Below are 17369 nucleotides of genomic sequence, written 5' to 3' on the forward strand. Positions count from 1 at the left end.
GAAAAATGGAAGGCGGTTAGCCGTTAAACATTCTTCAAATCAATCCATCCCTTTTCTACAGCATAGATGATTAATTCGGTAGGACTCTTTAGCTGTAACTTTTTAAGGATGTTTTTACGATGCGAATTAACGGTATGCAGGCTCAACTTTAACTCCTGGGCAATCGCTTCGGAGGCAAGTCCTTTTCCGATCAACTGCACGATCTGCATTTCACGGTGGCTCAACTCCAAGGTTTGGTTAATCTCCGTTTGGGTAATTATGTCCATTGTGGAAGGACAGAAGAATTTGCCACCATCGTTGATATTGTGAATGGCCAAAGAGATCTCTTGTTCAGAGCAGTTTTTGGTAACAATTCCTTTAATACCCGACTTAAGCAATGCCCGCATTTGCTGTGGTTCGCGGTCATTAGTGGCTACTAGCACCTTCAGTTTTGGAAGTTGTTTTAGTACCAGTCTTAGCATTTCGTGTGGTACAAAAGAGGTATTGGCATAGTCAAGCACCAAAAAATCCGGCTTTATCTGCTCAAGTTGCTCTTTGAGCTGGCGCTTGGTGTCTAGCCTTACAATCTCACCAAACAGCTCGGCATTCTGCAGAATAAACCGCATACCCTCACCGGAAAGGAATTGTGGATCGTAAATGGCTGCCTTCTTAGACAATATTTATTTAGACTGGTTAAAAACAATGCAAACATAAGCGATTAATATTAAGCATGCAGCCCTTTTGTGTAATTGTTTGCTAAAAGGGCTGCATTATTAGTAACCGAGGCCACTTTCCTCACGAGTTGAAGCGTCTCGCTTCCACATTAAATCCCTACTTTTCAATCCCCACAATCAGCTCCTTATTCCACTGGCGAAAAGCCTTGATAAGGAAGATGCTGATTAGTACCATAACAGCCAAGGCCACGATTTCAGAAACGTTTGAGGCTTCATACATCAGCGCGGTAAGCAGGTGATAAACATTGAATAACCCTTGTAAAATGGCCCAAGTAAAGGCAGTCCAATAGAACCAACGCACCTTCACTTCAAGGCAAAGTACCGAGAATAGGAAGGCAAAACCTTCGAGCCCTACTCGCCACAAGTGGTGCGACAATGGTACGTGCCCAGTTGCGTCATCCATTACCATAGTTTCATTGTAGTACACACCATAAAGCCCATACATGCCGTGTAGTATGTAGCCAATGGCACTAGCCAGCCAGAGTATTGCGATTTTATATTTCATTGGTTTTTCTGTTTCAGTTTGTGATGTTAATTCAGTGGTAAATTCTTCTTTTTGCTGTGCCAGCAGCTCCTCATGGGTAGGAGAAAGCGGCTCACGCTTTTTAATTTTTGTTAGGGTGAAAAGTGCAATGGTGCTCATGCCAATCCAGGTGAGATCTACCAAAGCAATTTCCACCTGATTTTGAGTAATCATGGTCCAAACCCAGTTGCCGGAAATCAATCCGTTTACAATAGGAATAAGTAGCCCCAACACTGCTCCAGATAGCAAAGTGTATTTTGTAGTGAAGTAGTTATTTCGCTTAAAGCGGAAGAACAGCGTTACGATAATTCCTACAATAAAAAAGGCCAGATAGAGCAAGCTTTGTCGGCTAACATCCATGCTACGCGGTAGCATGCGCGCAACAATCATGGCGAAAGCCGTTACCGGATAAATCGACATACAGATGGCTATAAATGAGTGCCCAACTTTTCGGTTGAAAAGCCTTTGACTTGCCGGAATAGTCTTTTTCTCGCGGGCATTCAGCCAAATTAACACGCCACTAATGATGACAAAACAGGTGATAAGCGCCAAAATGAAATACACCATTTTGAGCGGGTAACCACCCCAATCGCCAAAGTGCAGCGCACGAACTGTTGCTTCTACACCTTCCAGATAGTTTGGCTCTTCTGGTAGCTTTTCTGCGATTAGCTCGCGGCTAGCAACATCATAAATGGCGCGGCCATGCGCTACAAATTTCTTCTGGTTCATTACCATCCCATCCACTTGGAACATCATATTGTCTGTTCCATAATTGCGGACGTAAACCTGCACTGGCGTAAAGCCTTCCCATCTGCCTTGCACATCTTCCATAAAGCCATTTAAGCTGCCTATGGATTCCGTTGGTTGCCCCAGTTCATAAGTCTTCATCATAGGACGAACCTCTTCAATAAGTTTAGTTTGGTCACCATTATAAACTAGGCTGCCCGGCACCAATACAAATATTGACATGCAGAGAAAGCAGCTCGTTACTGCGAACACGAACTGAAATGGCAAGCCAATCATACCCAAAGCTGTGTGGGCGTCCGTCCAAATGGTTTTGGCCTTGGCTTTAGGGCGAAAAACATAGAAGTTGGAAACGATCTTTTTCCAGTGAACAATAACACCGGTAACAATGGCCAACAGAAAGAAGAAAGCTACAAAACCAGCAATGTAGATGCCCACATAAGGAATTTGTGAGAAGAAGTGCAGGCGATAAACCAACTCACCAATACTATAGAAAGAGTAGTATTCAGACCAAGTATAGTCGTGCGCGTCTATAAAGAAGTAGTAAAGTTTACCCTCTTTGTTTGGAGCCTTAATAGTATCTTGGGATTCACTCAACTGAAAGTAAATCTCCTGCTTGGCATCGGGCACCAAAATGCGCAGGTCACGGCCATACAACTCATAATCTTCGGCCTTTATGGCTTCAATGGCTCGATCATAGTCAATGTCGAGCGCCTCTTCCACATTTACTTTGTCGCCCTTTTCCCATGCAGTGATTTCATCCTTTATTAAGGCAAAAGCACCACAAAAGAAGATGACAAACAAAACAGTACTAATAACAATACCCGATACCGTATGCAGGTGAAAGAATACGTGATAATTTCTTTTCGATTCAGAACTCATAACTCAGTTTATCGGATTAGATAGGCGATTACAGCAAGTAGAACGATGGCAACGAGGTAGTAAGTCCAAGCCTTGCCTCCGCTTTTCATCATAAATGGAATAATGAAAAGTACCATCCAAAGCATATAAAGTGTGTACACTGACGTGACCACTACGGCAGCTTTGTTTTCGAACACCAAGCCCAGTACATAGTGGAACATGGCCGATAGCAAATAGCCACCAATTAAGCCGGCAGTAATTTTTGCGGCACGCTGCGTGCCTGACGATAAGTATTTCGGATTCGCTGGCATTAGATAAGAAATTCAATGGCGAGTGAAACGATCATTACAATTAAGAGCCCAAGCTTATTCACCACCCTTAGCGGGTACAGCAGTATGAGTAAAGAAAAAGCTAGCGTTACCACCAATATGAAATAAATGGCTGCGGCTGCATATCCTGCATAAATCCCCAATGCAATGTAGGAGGCAACTAAAAGCACCAAACCTACGAGCTTTCGCACTTTTAACTGCTGTACAGAAAGTGTCTGAAATTCGGCATTAACAGCCTGCATTTTTTGGGAGGTACTGTACAGGAAAAAACTTCCCAAAAGGCAGAGTATAATTGATATTGTGACCATATGTGTAAAAACCAAAGAAGGGTGCCGCTTGTATGGACCTAAAACCATACGCTACGGCACCCGTGAGCTGAATTACTACTGTTAGAATTTGTATTGTAGACTCAAAAGGTACGCTCTTGGCTCTTGTGGTGTAATCGTAGACCAGCCAGAGTAGTACTCTTCGTCAAATAAGTTATTCACTTTTAGTCCCACTCGGAATTTCTCCAGTTGATAGTAAACCGAAGCATTACCAATGGTATACTTAGGCAGCATAAAAGTGCCCGTGTTAGCATAGTTAAGCACTGCTCTTTCGCTAGATCCGTTGATTCCGAATCCAAAGCCAATACCAGTTAAAGCACCATTCTGAACCTCGTAAGTAGCCCAAAAGTTGTAAAGTTCTTTTGGCCCTGCTTCCAAAGGTCTTGTGCCTAATTGGTTGTCATTGTCCGTTTCAATTACTTCACTTTCGTTGTTGGTATAACCACCTCTAAAGTTCAGACCAGCCACCGGATTAGCATTGATCTCAATTTCGAAACCGCTGCTGGTTACTTCTCCTGCCTGTATTTGGTTGAAAGGATTATCTGGATCGGCCATTACCTTATCCGAAACAGTAATGCCGTAGTAGCTTACCGTAGCATTCAATCTGTTATAGAATAGATTGGTTTTGAAACCGAATTCCAACTGATTAGCCTGCTCAGGGTCGAAAGACTTTAATGTTTGCGGACCATCATTTGGATCGCCCACAAGCGCAGGACCTACATTGTTAAAGCTGTTTTGGTAGTTGGCAAAAACTGAAAGTTTATCGGCTATTGGCTGATACAATACACCAAACTTAGGAGACAAAGTAGTTTGGTCGTAAGCGCCAGCCCCCTCTAGATCACCTTCGTTTTCAAATCTATCCAAACGTACACTTGCCATTACCGAAAGTGTTGGGGTAAAGTTGATCACATCAGAAACATAAGAGCTGATCACGTTTTGAGTAGCCTTGTTTGAGCCATTTGGCTGATTAGCCAGTGCAGCATCTACCCCAGCAGTAGTCAATGCCCATGGCCCTGTCTCAACCTCAGGCGTTAATGGGTTGTCTGCATAAAGTTGCCCTGAAGGAGAAACACTTCCGTAGAAAGCATAGCCAGAGCTGTAATCGCTTGAAGTAGCCGTTAGGTAATCTATCCCAAACACAAATCGGTTTCTTAGGTTGCCGATTTTAAAATCACCAATCAGGTTTTCCTGAATATCGAAAGTGTTGGTTTGGCCATTCTGCTTATTGATTAAACGAGTGAATACATTTGTTGGGTAAACACCGTAATCGTATAGGTAAGAATAGTAACCATCGGTAATGGTGTGGCTGGTTGAAACCACTGTTTGCGATGTCCAGTTGTCCGAAAGCTTATAGCTAGCCTCACCTCTAAAGTTAGAAGTAGGCGTTTTTAATGTTAATGCATTGCTAGTGAATGACAGGTTTCTGTTGTAACCCAACTCCTCAAGATTGGAAGCTGCACTTGGTACCGCTCTATTCAAAAATAGCATGGTTGGGTTTGTTTGCTCGGCTTTTGTAATCTCTCCGTAGAAAGAAAGGCTAAGCCTGTTATTCGCTCTATAGGTTAATGAAGGGGCTATAAAAAAAGTCTCTCTCATACCCGCATCCTGAAAACTCCCTTTGGTTTGATATGAAGTATTCAAGCGGAAATAAACGCTCTTTTCTTTATCCAATGCTCCGTTGAAATCGGCTGTTAACTGATTAAAGCCAAAAGACCCAGTGGTATAATCCACCATTCCACCTTGTCCAGCATAAGGCTTTTTGGTTACCACGTTGATGATACCACCGTAAGAGCCCACAGAGTTACCAAACAGTGTAGCCGATGGCCCTTTCAACACCTCAATGCGCTCAATATTGGCTGCGTTAATGGTTCCGTTGGTTAAACCTGGCATTCCGTTTACCAATTGCGGTTGTACTGAAAAACCTCTCAAGCTGTAGTAGCCAGCACCGTCTCCACCACGGCCGGTAGATGTCCAGAGTTTGTCTACACCAGTTGCGTTTTTCAAGGCATCTTCAAAGTTGGTTACCGTTTGCGACACCAACAGCTCGTTGGTAATGGTAGTATAAACCTGCGTGTTCTCCATGTCCTTTAAAGGCAACTTGGCCACGTATGCAGTTTCCTCTCGCGAGAATTTGTTGGTACGTTCCGCAGTTACTTCCACATCCTGAAGGATTTCGTTTCCTTCGTAAAGTGTAATTTCAGAAAGCTCGGTAGTACGGCCGTCTACATTTAACTCAATTTCTAAGGTTTTAAAACCAATAAATGAAAGCTTGAGCGTTGCCGGACCAGTAGCCACACCGCTAATAGTAAATTCACCATCTATATCTGTAATGGCACCTTGCTGCGTACCTAAAACAGCAACATTTACCCCCGGCAACGGAAGTTGGTTGTTGTCGAGTACACGACCCTTAATGGTACCGCTTTGTGCATATGCATTCAGTGTTATGAATAGCAATACAATTAGTTGTAATAGTTTCCTCATATTTATTTAGACTGATTCTTAATAGACACAAAGGTATAGGTGGGCAAAAACCGCTGCAATCACTATTGGTGGTGAAAGTGAATCACTAGTTCTAGTGATAATCGAAAAATATGAGGTCTGATACTTTGGGATATACTATCCTCCTAGAATTGGGTATAAGCTGTGAAGAAGCGGTTTACTTAAAAATAGCCGCGCAGCTTTCACTGAGAACCAGCCGTATTGTTCCTTCAAGGAACCTTAAAGATCAAAAAACAATTAAATGTATGTACATGTTATTTTAGACCGACAGAATTTAGCGATCATGGCAAATCGCTTTAGTTTTGCAGCAGATTTAAGCAAATGATTACAATAGTAGTAGGAACCAACAGAACGAATTCAGTAAGCGCTCAAATTGCAGAGTACTACAAAGCAATTCTCAGCACTAAAACTGATGAGCGTATTCAAATTGTAGATCTTGCCGAATTGCCTGGCGATTTTATTGGCAATGCCCTTTATGAGCATAATGGCAAGAATGAGGCATTTAACGAAATCCGCGAAAAGGTACAGTCTGCAGATAAGCTGGTATTTGTGGTTCCTGAATACAACGGCTCTTTCCCTGGTGTACTCAAAGCTTTTATCGATGGATTTAAATACCCGGAAGGCATTCGCGATAAGAAAGGCGCTATGATTGGCGTATCTTCTGGGGTTCAGGGCAGCCTTATTGCCATGTCTCACCTCACCGATATTTTTAATTACCTCGGTATGCACGTGCTGGCACTTAAGCCAAAGCTATCAGGCATTGAAAGAAACTTTGACGGCAAACGCATTACCAACGAGCTTTACAATACGCTGCTTCATCAGCAAGCAGAAAAATTGGTAGCGTTTTAGAAACAGATATGATAACCCACGATTCAAATCGTGGGAATAAAAAAAACAGCCCATGGCAGTAGGCTGTTCTTTGTCTATCAAAACTTTAACCGTTCCGTGGTAAAGTTTAGGTTAATCTACATTGTCGTGTAGAAATTTGTTGTCGCCCATAATCTCATCGTCATCGTTTAGATTGTATCGGGAAACATTTCTTTCAGAAGAAGGCATATTGTCGCTTAGCCTTACTTGCTTACGCTGATATGCCGGCACTTCTAGCTTTTCCTTAATATCGTCATGACGGAAAGTATCGCTTGAGCTGCCTCTCAATCTCTCCTCCCTCATTCTCGCTTGCTCTTGTAGCTTTCTTCTTTTTACTTCTAAAAAGTTTCTGTTTCGCTCCTCATAGAAATCATTATCCAAAGAGTTGTTTCTTTCCTCCATTTCTGGCTCTTGCGGAGCTCTTGATGGGTACTCTTCGATTTCGTATTTAGAAGCCAGCTTGCTCAAAAAAGAGTAGCCCGATGTCATATTATCATCTTCTTCCTCTTCTTTTTCTTGTACTGACCTTTGAGGTGCTTCAGGCTCGGGCTGCTGTCGTGATTCCATTTTAGAAGCATCGAAAAGGGAAGTCTGCGATTGTTTAGGTGAAAGAGAATCTTCGTTTCTATGTTCGATTTCTCGACTGGTTTCCAGGTCGATGACCTTTTTTACCGGTTCCTCATAAGCTGGCTTCACTTCAGTAGCCTCAAAACCTGTAGCAATTACTGTTACGCTGATGCTCTGGCCGTGATCTTGGTCAATACCGTGACCGAAGATAACCTCTGCCTCTTCACCAGCTTTGTCTTGAATGTATTCTGTAATCTCGCTGAGTTCATCCATTTGTAGCTCGGCTTCTTCCCCAGAAACAATGGATAGCAATATTTTCTTAGCACCATGAATATCCTTGTTGTTCAACAAAGGAGATGAAATGGCCATTTCGGCAGCGCGCAATGCACGGCCTTCGCCCTCGGTAATGGCAGAACCCATAACGGCTGCACCAGCACCTTTCATCACTGTTTGAACATCCATAAAATCGACATTGACATAACCAGGTACTGTAATGATTTCGGCAATACCTTTAGCCGCAGTCGTTAGAATGTTATCGGCTTCGCCAAAAGCTTTGCTAATTGGCAAGTTGCCGTGGATCTCACGAAGCTTATCGTTTAGAATTACCAGTACGGTATCGCAGTTTTCTTTCAACTCTGCAATTCCTGTATTGGCGGCCTGCGTTTTCTTGCGGCCTTCCCAACCAAACGGAGCGGTAACAATACCTACCGTTAGCAGGTCCATTTCTTTAGCAATTTTAGCAATTACAGGGGCTGCACCGGTTCCGGTACCACCGCCCATACCTGCGGTAATAAATACCATTTTGGTATCGTTGCTGAGCATTTCCCTGATCTGCTCTTTGCTTTCAATTGCTGCATTTTTACCCACTTCGGGGTTAGCACCGGCTCCCAGCCCTTCGGTAGAAGTTACCCCAATCTGGAGTTTGTTGGGAATAGGCGTGCTTTTCAATGCTTGCGCATCGGTGTTACATACTACAAATTCCACATCTCTAATACCTTGATTAAACATGTGGGTTACTGCGTTGCTTCCACCACCGCCAACACCAATCACTTTAATGATCGACTTGTGGTGCGTAGGAAGTTCAAACATATAAGAATCTGCCATGATGTTTTATTTTAAGCTGGGAGCCAGCGGCCTGAAGCCTGAAGCTCACAGCAGTTATTTCAAATTTTTCCTAAATGCTATTATCATGTTTAAGAGGCTGAAACACCTGTCGTAATTGACTTTGAATTCATCCTCTGTTAAATATTTTCTATTTCTAGCCTTATAAAGACAAGTAACAACCTCTGCTATTGACCTGACGGAATACCCTAGAAACCTACTGAATTCGGCATCTGATTGACCAATGGACCCCTCAGAAATATTCAAGGCCACCGAATCAATCGCTCTAGTAATCTGGCTTGAAAGGTTGAACTTCTCCCTATCGGGAAACTTGTATGAGAGACCGTTTATCTCTTCACCTAAGTCCATTGCTTCAACCCAGATTTTCATCCTTTCAAATCTAAAACTCATCTTGTGTGTCCGTTAAGTTTCAATTTAGCTTCGGAAAGTCATTTACTTTCCTGCTTCAAGCTACTAGCATCAAGCTTCACGCTCTTTACTAATACTCTCCCTTGTCATGGAAATCATCCATCAAAAGGCCTTTAGTTTTGTCGATGAGCTTGGTAAAGAATTCAGAGCCTTTCTTCACGCTTTTCGCTTCTCTGCGCGTCATGTTAGTGGTTTTCGACTCTACATATCTATTGTCACGCTCATCGATAGCGCGGAAACCTGAAAGCACCAAACCAACTGTGGTAGCATACATTGGGCTTTTAATCGCCTCAATCTTCGACTTACCAAGGTGCTCATTCGGGTAACCAATACGCGACTCCATGCCCGTCATATATTCGAACAGCTGCTGAATACCTGCTAACTGAGAACCACCACCAGTAATTACTATGCCGCCCGCCATTTTGCTGCTATAGCCCGATGTAATGATTTCTGCGTGTACCAACTCAATGATCTCTTCCATTCTAGCCTCGATAATATGGGCTAGGTTACGGATAGAAATTTCTTTTGGAGGTCTGTTTCTTAGGCCGGGAATTGAAACGATCTCATTAGGATTAGCCTCTTCGGCAATGGCACGACCGAAACGAGTTTTTAACAACTCAGCTTGGTTCTGCATTACCTTTAAGCCCTCCTTAATGTCTGTTGTAATGATATTACCACCGAAAGGAATAACTGCCGTATGGCGAATAATCCCATCGTGGAAAATGGCTACATCTGTAGTACCACCACCAATATCTACCAAGCAAACGCCAGCCTCTTTCTCTTCATCGCTCAATACCGACATGCTCGATGCCAATGGCTCAAGAATCAGATTCTCGATCTCCAGCCCACCACGTTTCACACATTTATTAATGTTGCGAATTGCATTGGTTTGGGCTGTGATCACATGGAAATCGGCTTCTAGCTTAACACCAGACATTCCCACAGGATCTTTGATGCCATCTTCATAATCCACAATATAATCTTGTGGCATTACGTGGATGATCTCGCAACCAGGAGGCATTACAATTTTATGCACGTCATTAGAAAGTCGGTTGAGGTCTTCAACTGTAATTTCATCATCGATGCGGTCGCGGGTAATGCTGCCATGGTGAATGGAGCTTTTAATGTGCTGACCTGCGATACCCACATTCACTACATTGATCTCAATTCCTGACTGCTCACTGGCCTCAGCAATTGCTTTTTCAATAGCCAAAATGGTTTTGTCGATGTTAGTAACAATACCTCTGATAACACCGTCAGAAACGGCCTTACCCATCCCCAAAACTTCGAGCTTCCCGTACTCGTTTTTGGTTCCAACAATGGCACAAATCTTTGTTGTTCCAATGTCTAATCCTACTACTATTTTATTGTCTTGCATGGCGTTGGTTATTCACAAATTATTTGATCCTTATAAGCTAAATTTACTCTGTCGTAAGTGTTCCAACCTTTGGTTGGCATAATCTGCTTATAAAAGATTTTGAGCTTCTTAAATTTCTTTTCCACATCGGTAGCCTTACCAAATTCAATGGTTTGGTCGCCTATTTGCGTGTACATATTTATATTTCCTTCGCTATCAATATCTAGCTGAGCTACCTGCATTCTCCAAAACTCTTCGGCCAAAATAAAGTCGACCAGCGCCTTTACTTTCATAGCATATTCATCGTCTTGCACATTGCTCATTTCCATTAATGCATCCACATATCGACCCGTGATTACCGGCACCCTTGCGGTATATTTTAGCGATACAGGCAACAGTTCACCCGACTCACCGATGTATGCATTTTGTCCGCGTGGCGAAACCAACCTAGCTACCGGTTTATTCTGAATGGCTTTTACCACCAAATGTCCTTTTAGGTCTCTGTAAACCTCCGCATTCTTTACAAAGCTGTGGCTTTCAATACGCGACTCAACCTCCTTTAAACTCACTCTACCCATGGCATCGCCAAGAATAGAATCACCCTCGTTCGACATGATGAGTTCGAGCACATCTTCCTCATCTATAAAAAAGTTTTCAAAGGCATTTTCAATCTCCACATCAATATCTTCGACACGGTAGCCCATAAAGTTTTTAGGCGAAAAGCTCACTAAAAGCACCAAGGTGACTACCCCGGCAACAATGCCCAAAACCCTGAAAATTGTTTCTCTCTTTTTCATAGCAATGACTCTTTTAAAGGTTGAACCATTTTATCTATGTCGCCTGCGCCTATTGTCAATAGTACTTCAGGCTTGCTTGCTAGCACTGTATCTACCAATGCTTCTTTTGCAACAATTTGCTTTTGTTCAAGTTTCACATCCTTCAAAATGATCTCAGATGTTACACCCTCCATTGGCAACTCTCTGGCCGGATAGATATCCAGCATAATGAGCTCATCGGCAAGCGATAAACTTTCGGCAAATTCAGCAGCGAAATCGCGCGTACGCGAGAACAAATGCGGCTGAAATATGGCCGTAATCTTTTTGTTCGGATATAAATCACGAACAGACTTCAGTAGCGCCTCAATCTCCACCGGATGATGCGCATAGTCATCTATATAAGTGAGCGCATCGGTTTTAATGATGTACTCAAATCTTCTTTTCACCCCGCGATAGCTTGACACAGCGGTCTTGATTGCTTCGCCATCGCCACCCAATAAGTCGGTAACCGAGATGGCCGCGAGCATATTTTCCACGTTGTGGTAACCAGGTACATTCAAGCGTATCCCCTCAATATTCGTAGCTCCGTTTTGATAATCGAACACAAAACTCGCTTCCTCAATCCGGAAGTTTTTTGCCGAAATACCTTCTCCTTTAAAACCATAAAGGCTCACATCCAAAGTCTCGTCTGTTACTACTCCCTTAGCGATCTCATTCTTCACGAAAAGCTTACCGTTTTCCTTTATTTGCTTTACAAACAGGCGGAAAGACTCTTCTAAATGCGACTTATCACCGTAGATATCCAAGTGATCGGCATCGGTTGCGGTAACCACCGCAATATTCGGGTGCAACGTAAGGAACGAGCGATCGAACTCATCGGCCTCAATTACTGCGATGCTGTCCTTATTTTCATTCAGCACCATATTGGTATTGTAGTTCGCAGAAATTCCTCCCAAAAAGCCCGTGCAGTCGATTCCGCAGCTTTTTAGCAAGTGCACAATCATTGAAGTAGTAGTGGTTTTACCGTGTGTCCCGGCCACTGCCACACTCTTCATATTTTGGGTAATTACACCCAGCACCTGCGAGCGCTTCATGATTGTATAACCCTGCAACTGAAACCACATCCATTCGCCATGATTCTTTGGAATTGCAGGCGTATACACCACTAAAGTGCGTTCCTTATCCTCCTTCACTTTATCGTCAATCAGGTTAAGGTTTTCTTCAAAGTGAATATCAAAACCTTCTGCCTGAAGCTGCTTGGTTAAAGCGGTTTCGGTGCGATCGTAACCAGACACATTTTTCCCATTATGCTTAAACCAACGGGCCAAAGCACTCATACCGATACCACCGATACCCAGGAAATAAACTTTATGTATCTGATCTAACTTCATGCGATCAATTCGACTATTTCGTCTACAATTTCATTTGCAGCATTTGGCTTAGCCAATGCCTTAATATTTTCACTTAAGCGCGCTTTTCGATCATTGTCGTTAATCAAAGCCAACGCTTCATTTATCAATACTTTTCGTGCGTCTACATCTTTCACCAACACAGCAGCACCATTATCCACCATGGCTTTGGCGTTTTTGGTTTGGTGATCTTCAGCCACATTTGGCGAAGGCACAAAAACCGTTGGTTTGCCTGCAATGCTCAGCTCAGAAACCGATAACGCACCTGCTCGGCTTATTACCACATCGGCCGAAGCGTAAGCCAAGTCCATTTCTTTCAAAAACTCGAACAACCTGATTGACTCTGTACCTTCAAACTGGGCAAGCTTTTGCTTCATCTCTTCGAAATAGAAGCGACCACTTTGCCAAATCACCTGCACTTTAGCATCAATTAGCTTCTGCATGTTCTCAATCATGCTATCATTTAGGGTTCTTGCCCCAAGGCTTCCACCCAAAACCATTAGCACTGGCTGCGCTGCGTTAAAGCCAAAATGATCAAGGGCCTTTTCCTTCTTACCAGCTAAATCGGCTATATCCTTCCTTACCGGATTTCCAGTAAGCTTCACCTTTTCAGCAGGAAAGAATTGCTCCATATTTGGGTAAGCCACACAAACCTTTCTGACCTTTTTAGCCAGTAATTTATTTGTCAAACCGGCATATGAATTCTGTTCTTGAATTACAGCCGGAACGTTCCTTTTTACCGCCACGCGCAACAATGGCCCAGAAGCGTAGCCCCCAACACCAACCACCGCATGTGGCTTAAAGCGCTTCATGATCTTTCGGCTTCTCAACAAGCTGCTCCACACCTTAAATGGAAATGAAAGGTTGTCGAGCGTGAGTCTTCTTTGCAATCCACTGATCCAAAGCCCTTCGATCTTGTACCCCGCTTCAGGTACTTTTTGCATTTCCATTTTGCCTTCAGCACCAACGAACAAAATCTCGGCATCTTCAAAGCGCTCCTTGAATGCATTAGCAATGGCAATGGCCGGGTAGATGTGTCCACCAGTTCCGCCTCCGCTAATTATGATTCGATATGGTTCTTTGATCTCGCTCAAGCTGTTCTCATTGAATTTTTCAACTCACCATTGATTGCCGAAACATCTTCTGTTTCGCCACGGCTAACACTCAGGATAATCCCTAATGAAAGCCCTGTAAATAGCAGGGACGTTCCTCCCATACTTATAAGTGGAAGCGTTTGTCCCGTAACCGGTCCAAGCCCAACCACTACACCAATATTTACTAATGCCTGAATCACTATTAAGAAAGTGAGTCCGGCCGATAAAAGCCCTCCAAAAGCCCTATCGCTATTGGCCACTACTCGCATACCACGATAGAGTAAAATAAGGTAGAGTAGTAGCACTACCACTCCACCAAAAATTCCGTATTCTTCAATTATGATGGCAAACACGAAATCCGCATAAGCCTCGGGCAAAAAGTTTCTTTGAACGCTATTACCTGGTCCTTTGCCCATTACACCACCAGTTGCAATGGCAATGTTCGCTTGCTGCGCTTGGTAAGGGATTTCTGTTTTGTCTAAGAAACTTGTTACACGATTTATGGCCGTTTCACCACGCTGACCAACCTTCATGGCGATGAGTCCTGCAAAAGCGCCAACTACCACAAGCATGACTAAATACTTAACCGGCACTCTACCAATAAAGAAGAGTAGCATGCAGGTTACGAAGAGTAGTACCGCTGTTGAAATGTTCGTCATAGCAATGAGCAAACAGATGCCAAATGACCACGCTAACATCGGAATAAGTGATTCTTTAATATCTCCGATATTCTGCTGACGCTTGGCCAACATTGTAGCCAAAGCAGCAATCAAAGCCATTTTAGCCAAATCGGAAGGCTGGAATTGCAAACCGATAAACGGTAGACTGATCCATCTTGAAGCATCGTTATGGCTAGCACCGAACAACCATGCGTAAAGCAACAATGGCACTGAAGCCAGTAGAGCAATTCGCGTAATCTTAGAGTAGTATCTATAATCCACTTTATGGGCTATCCACATCACAAAAAGTGACAAGCCCACCATCATTGCATGGCGAACAAGGAAATGTTCGTTAGCAGCACCGGCTCTGTAAGCAAGAGACCCCGTAGCACTGTAAACCACCAAAATGCCGAACACAGAAAGACACACCACTACAGCCCAGATTACTGGGTCGCCTTGAATGTGCTTATCAGTCCATATTTTTAGTTTGTTCATCATAGCGCTAGTACTGCACTTTTAAATTTTTCTCCTCTATCCTCGTAATTCTTAAACAGGTCGAAGCTGGCACATGCCGGTGAGAGTAAAACCACATCACCAGGGGCGGCCATTTCCTTCGCCCATCTTACTGCTTCAATCAAGTCATCGGTAGACTTTACCTTTGGCACTACCGGCTCAAATGAGGCAATCAGTTTGCTGTTATCAGTCCCTAGACAGATCAAGGCTTTTACCTTTTCCTGAACCAAGGCTTCAATTATGCTATAGTCATTCCCCTTATCCACGCCACCGGCAATCCACACAAGTGGAGCCGAAAACGCATCGAGGGCGTATTTTACAGAATCAAGATTGGTTGCTTTCGAATCGTTGATGTACTCCACATCATTCAATACTCTTACTGGCTCAAGGCGGTGCTCAGCATTCTTAAAGGTCTTCAACCCTTTTAGCAAATCTGCTTCGCTAACACCTGCCAAAAGGGCGGCATTTCCCGCAGCCATGGCATTAAGCGCATTGTGTAGTCCCTTGATTGAGATATCTGCTCTGGGGGCAGATACCTCAAAATCATTAGGGACATAAAACAACCTATCATTTTGTATATGTGTAATCTCAGTGCCGTCTGCGCTGAGCGAAAAGGGATACACATTCAAGTCACGAGTGACATTTTGAACGTTCTCCCCGATTTGGGTGTCATCCTGCCAATAGACAGCACAACCGCCCAGGTGTACAAGGTGAAATATGCGCATCTTAGATGCGATATATTTTTGAAAGTCATAGTCGTATCGGTCTAGATGGTCTGGCGTGATATTCAACAAGACTCCTATTTCTAAATTCAGTTCATGTGTATCATCAAGTTGAAAACTGCTCAACTCCAACACATACCAATCGCGGTTTTCTTCCAAAACCTGACGCGCGAAACTCTTTCCTACATTGCCGCCAACGCCTACATTAAAACCCGCCTCTTTCAGCAAGTGATAAGTAAGGAGCGTAGTGGTGGTTTTACCGTTTGTTCCGGTAATACCTATCAGCTTCGCATTTGTAAACCTTCCGGCAAACTCTATTTCAGAGATAATCTCCTTTTCAGCAGCTCTAAGCTTTTTTATTAAAGGCGCTTTCTCAGGAATCCCCGGGCTTTTAATAATCAAATCAGCCGCTAGAATTCGCTCTTCAGAATGTTGACCTTCTTCAAAGTCAATTCCTGCTGCATTCAACTCTGCCTTAATTGGCGCTTTGATTTGACCAAAATCTGAAACGAACACATCATACCCCGTGGCTTGCCCTAAAAGGGCTGCCCCAACTCCGCTTTCTCCAGCGCCTAATATGATAAGTGTCGTTTTCAAATTTCTTTTCTACTTCTTACCCCCTTGTATTCCCCCTAAACAGGGGGAGAGTTGGGTGTAATATCTTTACCTCAACTTCAGCGTTGCTAAAGTCATAATTGCCAGCAGGATACCTATGATCCAGAATCGCGTAACGATTTTGGCTTCTGGGATATCCATTTTCTGGTAATGGTGGTGAAGCGGAGACATCTTGAAGATTCTTCTGCCTTCACCATATTTCTTTTTAGTGTATTTGAAATAGCTCACCTGCATGATTACAGAGAGGTTTTCTATCACGAAGATTCCGCACAAAACGGGAATCAATAATTCTTTTCTAAGCACTAGTGCTAACACGGCAATTACACCACCTAATGAAAGGCTACCCGTATCGCCCATAAATACTTGTGCCGGGTAAGAGTTGTACCATAAGAAACCTACACAGGCTCCAACAAAAGCGGTACAGAAAATCACCAACTCACCAGAGTTTGGAATGAACATTACATTCAGATAGTCAGAGAAAATGGCATTACCTGATATGTAGGCAAAAATGGCCAGCGCAAGCCCTATAATGGCCGAAGTTCCCGCTGCCAAACCATCTATACCATCGGTAATATTGGCTCCGTTTGAAATAGCTGTAACGAAGAAGATCACGATCAACACGTAGATGGCAGCCGTAACCATATCGCTATCCGTTGGGTTGAACTTGCTGTAGTCAAGCTCATTGTCCTTGACAAAAGGAATGGTGGTTACCGTTGACTTCTTATCAACATAGTTCGGGCCTTCAGAAACTACTTCTGTTTGCACAGTTTCTGGCTCATTGAACTCCCTAATCACCACATCTTCATGGAAGAAAAGCGTTAAGCCGATAATCAGACCAACTGAAACCTGACCAACAACTTTAAACTTACCTGCTAAGCCCTCTTTGTTCTTTCTAAACACCTTGATGTAATCATCCAAAAAGCCGATTCCGCCTAAAATAACCGTGGTTACCAAAAGCAAAATCACATAGATGTTTTCAAGCTTCGCGAAGAGCAAAGTAGGAATAACAATGGCCGCAATAATGATTAGACCACCCATTGTTGGGGTGCCTTTTTTCTCCATTTGACCCGCCAAGCCCAAGTCACGAATGGACTCGCCTACTTGCTTCTTTTGCAATAAGTTGATTAGGTTCTTACCGAAGGTAATCGTGATCAACAATGAGATTGCAGCGGCCATAACAGCCCTGAAGGAGATGTACTGAAACACTCCTGCCCCCATAAGGTCAAATTCACGATCGAAATAATCAAACAAGTAATACAGCATTC

General features: G+C 43.3%; 15 protein-coding genes. 1 reads left to right on the forward strand and 14 read right to left on the reverse strand.

Features of this window, described 5'->3' with window-relative positions; all coding sequences use genetic code 11:
- Positions 1-23: 23 nt before the first annotated feature.
- The 5 genes from BMW98_RS19320 to BMW98_RS19340 form a co-directional block, all read right to left on the reverse strand.
- Positions 24-656, reverse strand: a complete 633-nt coding sequence (locus BMW98_RS19320) for a response regulator transcription factor (protein WP_090260983.1) — start codon at positions 654-656, stop codon at positions 24-26.
- A gap of 154 nt (positions 657-810) precedes the next feature.
- Positions 811-2862: a PepSY-associated TM helix domain-containing protein gene (locus BMW98_RS19325; protein WP_090260985.1), complete on the reverse strand. Its 2052-nt coding sequence runs from the start codon at positions 2860-2862 to the stop codon at positions 811-813.
- Between the two features lie 8 nt (positions 2863-2870).
- A complete protein-coding gene (locus BMW98_RS19330; RefSeq protein WP_090260987.1) occupies positions 2871-3152 on the reverse strand; it encodes a hypothetical protein in 282 nt (93 codons plus the stop codon).
- A complete protein-coding gene (locus tag BMW98_RS19335; protein WP_090260989.1) occupies positions 3152-3412 on the reverse strand; it encodes a hypothetical protein in 261 nt (86 codons plus the stop codon). The genes BMW98_RS19330 and BMW98_RS19335 overlap by 1 nt, the downstream gene beginning before the upstream one ends.
- Before the next feature lie 147 nt (positions 3413-3559).
- The gene (locus BMW98_RS19340) at positions 3560-5977 is read right to left on the reverse strand and encodes a TonB-dependent receptor (RefSeq protein ID WP_090260991.1); all 2418 of its coding nucleotides are present in this window, start codon (positions 5975-5977) and stop codon (positions 3560-3562) included.
- 339 nt (positions 5978-6316) lie between these two features.
- Here BMW98_RS19340 and BMW98_RS19345 point away from each other — a divergent pair, with 339 nt between their 5' ends.
- Positions 6317-6844 (forward strand): NADPH-dependent FMN reductase, encoded by a 528-nt coding sequence (locus BMW98_RS19345; protein ID WP_090260993.1) that lies wholly within the window; start codon positions 6317-6319, stop codon positions 6842-6844.
- Positions 6845-6955: 111 nt separating this feature from the next.
- Here BMW98_RS19345 and ftsZ read toward each other — a convergent pair whose 3' ends face one another.
- From ftsZ to mraY, 9 genes are all read right to left on the reverse strand, one after another.
- On the reverse strand, positions 6956-8533 hold the full coding sequence (gene ftsZ, locus BMW98_RS19350) for a cell division protein FtsZ (protein ID WP_090260994.1): 1578 nt from the start codon (positions 8531-8533) through the stop codon (positions 6956-6958).
- A gap of 54 nt (positions 8534-8587) precedes the next feature.
- Positions 8588-8941: a four helix bundle protein gene (locus tag BMW98_RS19355; RefSeq protein ID WP_090260996.1), complete on the reverse strand. Its 354-nt coding sequence runs from the start codon at positions 8939-8941 to the stop codon at positions 8588-8590.
- 88 nt (positions 8942-9029) lie between these two features.
- Positions 9030-10337: a cell division protein FtsA gene (gene ftsA / locus BMW98_RS19360; protein ID WP_090260998.1), complete on the reverse strand. Its 1308-nt coding sequence runs from the start codon at positions 10335-10337 to the stop codon at positions 9030-9032.
- A gap of 8 nt (positions 10338-10345) precedes the next feature.
- Positions 10346-11113, reverse strand: a complete 768-nt coding sequence (locus BMW98_RS19365; protein ID WP_090261000.1) for a cell division protein FtsQ/DivIB — start codon at positions 11111-11113, stop codon at positions 10346-10348.
- Positions 11110-12483: a UDP-N-acetylmuramate--L-alanine ligase gene (murC, locus tag BMW98_RS19370; protein ID WP_090261002.1), complete on the reverse strand. Its 1374-nt coding sequence runs from the start codon at positions 12481-12483 to the stop codon at positions 11110-11112. Before murC ends, BMW98_RS19365 begins: the two co-directional genes overlap by 4 nt.
- Positions 12480-13595 carry an undecaprenyldiphospho-muramoylpentapeptide beta-N-acetylglucosaminyltransferase gene (murG, locus tag BMW98_RS19375; protein WP_245733654.1) on the reverse strand — a complete coding sequence of 372 codons (1116 nt, stop codon included), beginning with the start codon at positions 13593-13595 and terminating at the stop codon, positions 12480-12482. The genes murC and murG overlap by 4 nt, the downstream gene beginning before the upstream one ends.
- Positions 13592-14752 carry an FtsW/RodA/SpoVE family cell cycle protein gene (locus tag BMW98_RS19380; protein WP_317235008.1) on the reverse strand — a complete coding sequence of 387 codons (1161 nt, stop codon included), beginning with the start codon at positions 14750-14752 and terminating at the stop codon, positions 13592-13594. The genes murG and BMW98_RS19380 overlap by 4 nt, the downstream gene beginning before the upstream one ends.
- Positions 14749-16086 carry a UDP-N-acetylmuramoyl-L-alanine--D-glutamate ligase gene (gene murD / locus BMW98_RS19385; RefSeq protein WP_090261004.1) on the reverse strand — a complete coding sequence of 446 codons (1338 nt, stop codon included), beginning with the start codon at positions 16084-16086 and terminating at the stop codon, positions 14749-14751. The genes BMW98_RS19380 and murD overlap by 4 nt, the downstream gene beginning before the upstream one ends.
- A 66-nt stretch (positions 16087-16152) precedes the next feature.
- A complete protein-coding gene (gene mraY / locus BMW98_RS19390; RefSeq protein ID WP_090261006.1) occupies positions 16153-17367 on the reverse strand; it encodes a phospho-N-acetylmuramoyl-pentapeptide-transferase in 1215 nt (404 codons plus the stop codon).
- Positions 17368-17369 lie beyond the last annotated feature (2 nt).

The organism is Roseivirga pacifica (genome assembly GCF_900111145.1).
GTDB lineage: Bacteria > Bacteroidota > Bacteroidia > Cytophagales > Cyclobacteriaceae > Roseivirga > Roseivirga pacifica.

What these genes read in the sequence shown, in the direction of transcription:
- BMW98_RS19325 (WP_090260985.1), bottom strand. Translation starts at nt 2,862, where the DNA reads ATGAGTTCTGAATCGAAAAGAAATTATCACGTATTCTTTCACCTGCAT.
- BMW98_RS19330 (WP_090260987.1), bottom strand. Translation starts at nt 3,152, where the DNA reads ATGCCAGCGAATCCGAAATACTTATCGTCAGGCACGCAGCGTGCCGCA.
- BMW98_RS19335 (WP_090260989.1), bottom strand. Translation starts at nt 3,412, where the DNA reads ATGCAGGCTGTTAATGCCGAATTTCAGACACTTTCTGTACAGCAGTTA.
- BMW98_RS19340 (WP_090260991.1), bottom strand. Translation starts at nt 5,977, where the DNA reads ATGAGGAAACTATTACAACTAATTGTATTGCTATTCATAACACTGAAT.
- BMW98_RS19345 (WP_090260993.1), top strand. Translation starts at nt 6,317, where the DNA reads ATGATTACAATAGTAGTAGGAACCAACAGAACGAATTCAGTAAGCGCT.
- ftsZ (WP_090260994.1), bottom strand. Translation starts at nt 8,533, where the DNA reads ATGGCAGATTCTTATATGTTTGAACTTCCTACGCACCACAAGTCGATC.
- BMW98_RS19355 (WP_090260996.1), bottom strand. Translation starts at nt 8,941, where the DNA reads ATGAGTTTTAGATTTGAAAGGATGAAAATCTGGGTTGAAGCAATGGAC.
- ftsA (WP_090260998.1), bottom strand. Translation starts at nt 10,337, where the DNA reads ATGCAAGACAATAAAATAGTAGTAGGATTAGACATTGGAACAACAAAG.
- BMW98_RS19365 (WP_090261000.1), bottom strand. Translation starts at nt 11,113, where the DNA reads ATGAAAAAGAGAGAAACAATTTTCAGGGTTTTGGGCATTGTTGCCGGG.
- murC (WP_090261002.1), bottom strand. Translation starts at nt 12,483, where the DNA reads ATGAAGTTAGATCAGATACATAAAGTTTATTTCCTGGGTATCGGTGGT.
- BMW98_RS19380 (WP_317235008.1), bottom strand. Translation starts at nt 14,752, where the DNA reads ATGATGAACAAACTAAAAATATGGACTGATAAGCACATTCAAGGCGAC.
- mraY (WP_090261006.1), bottom strand. Translation starts at nt 17,367, where the DNA reads ATGCTGTATTACTTGTTTGATTATTTCGATCGTGAATTTGACCTTATG.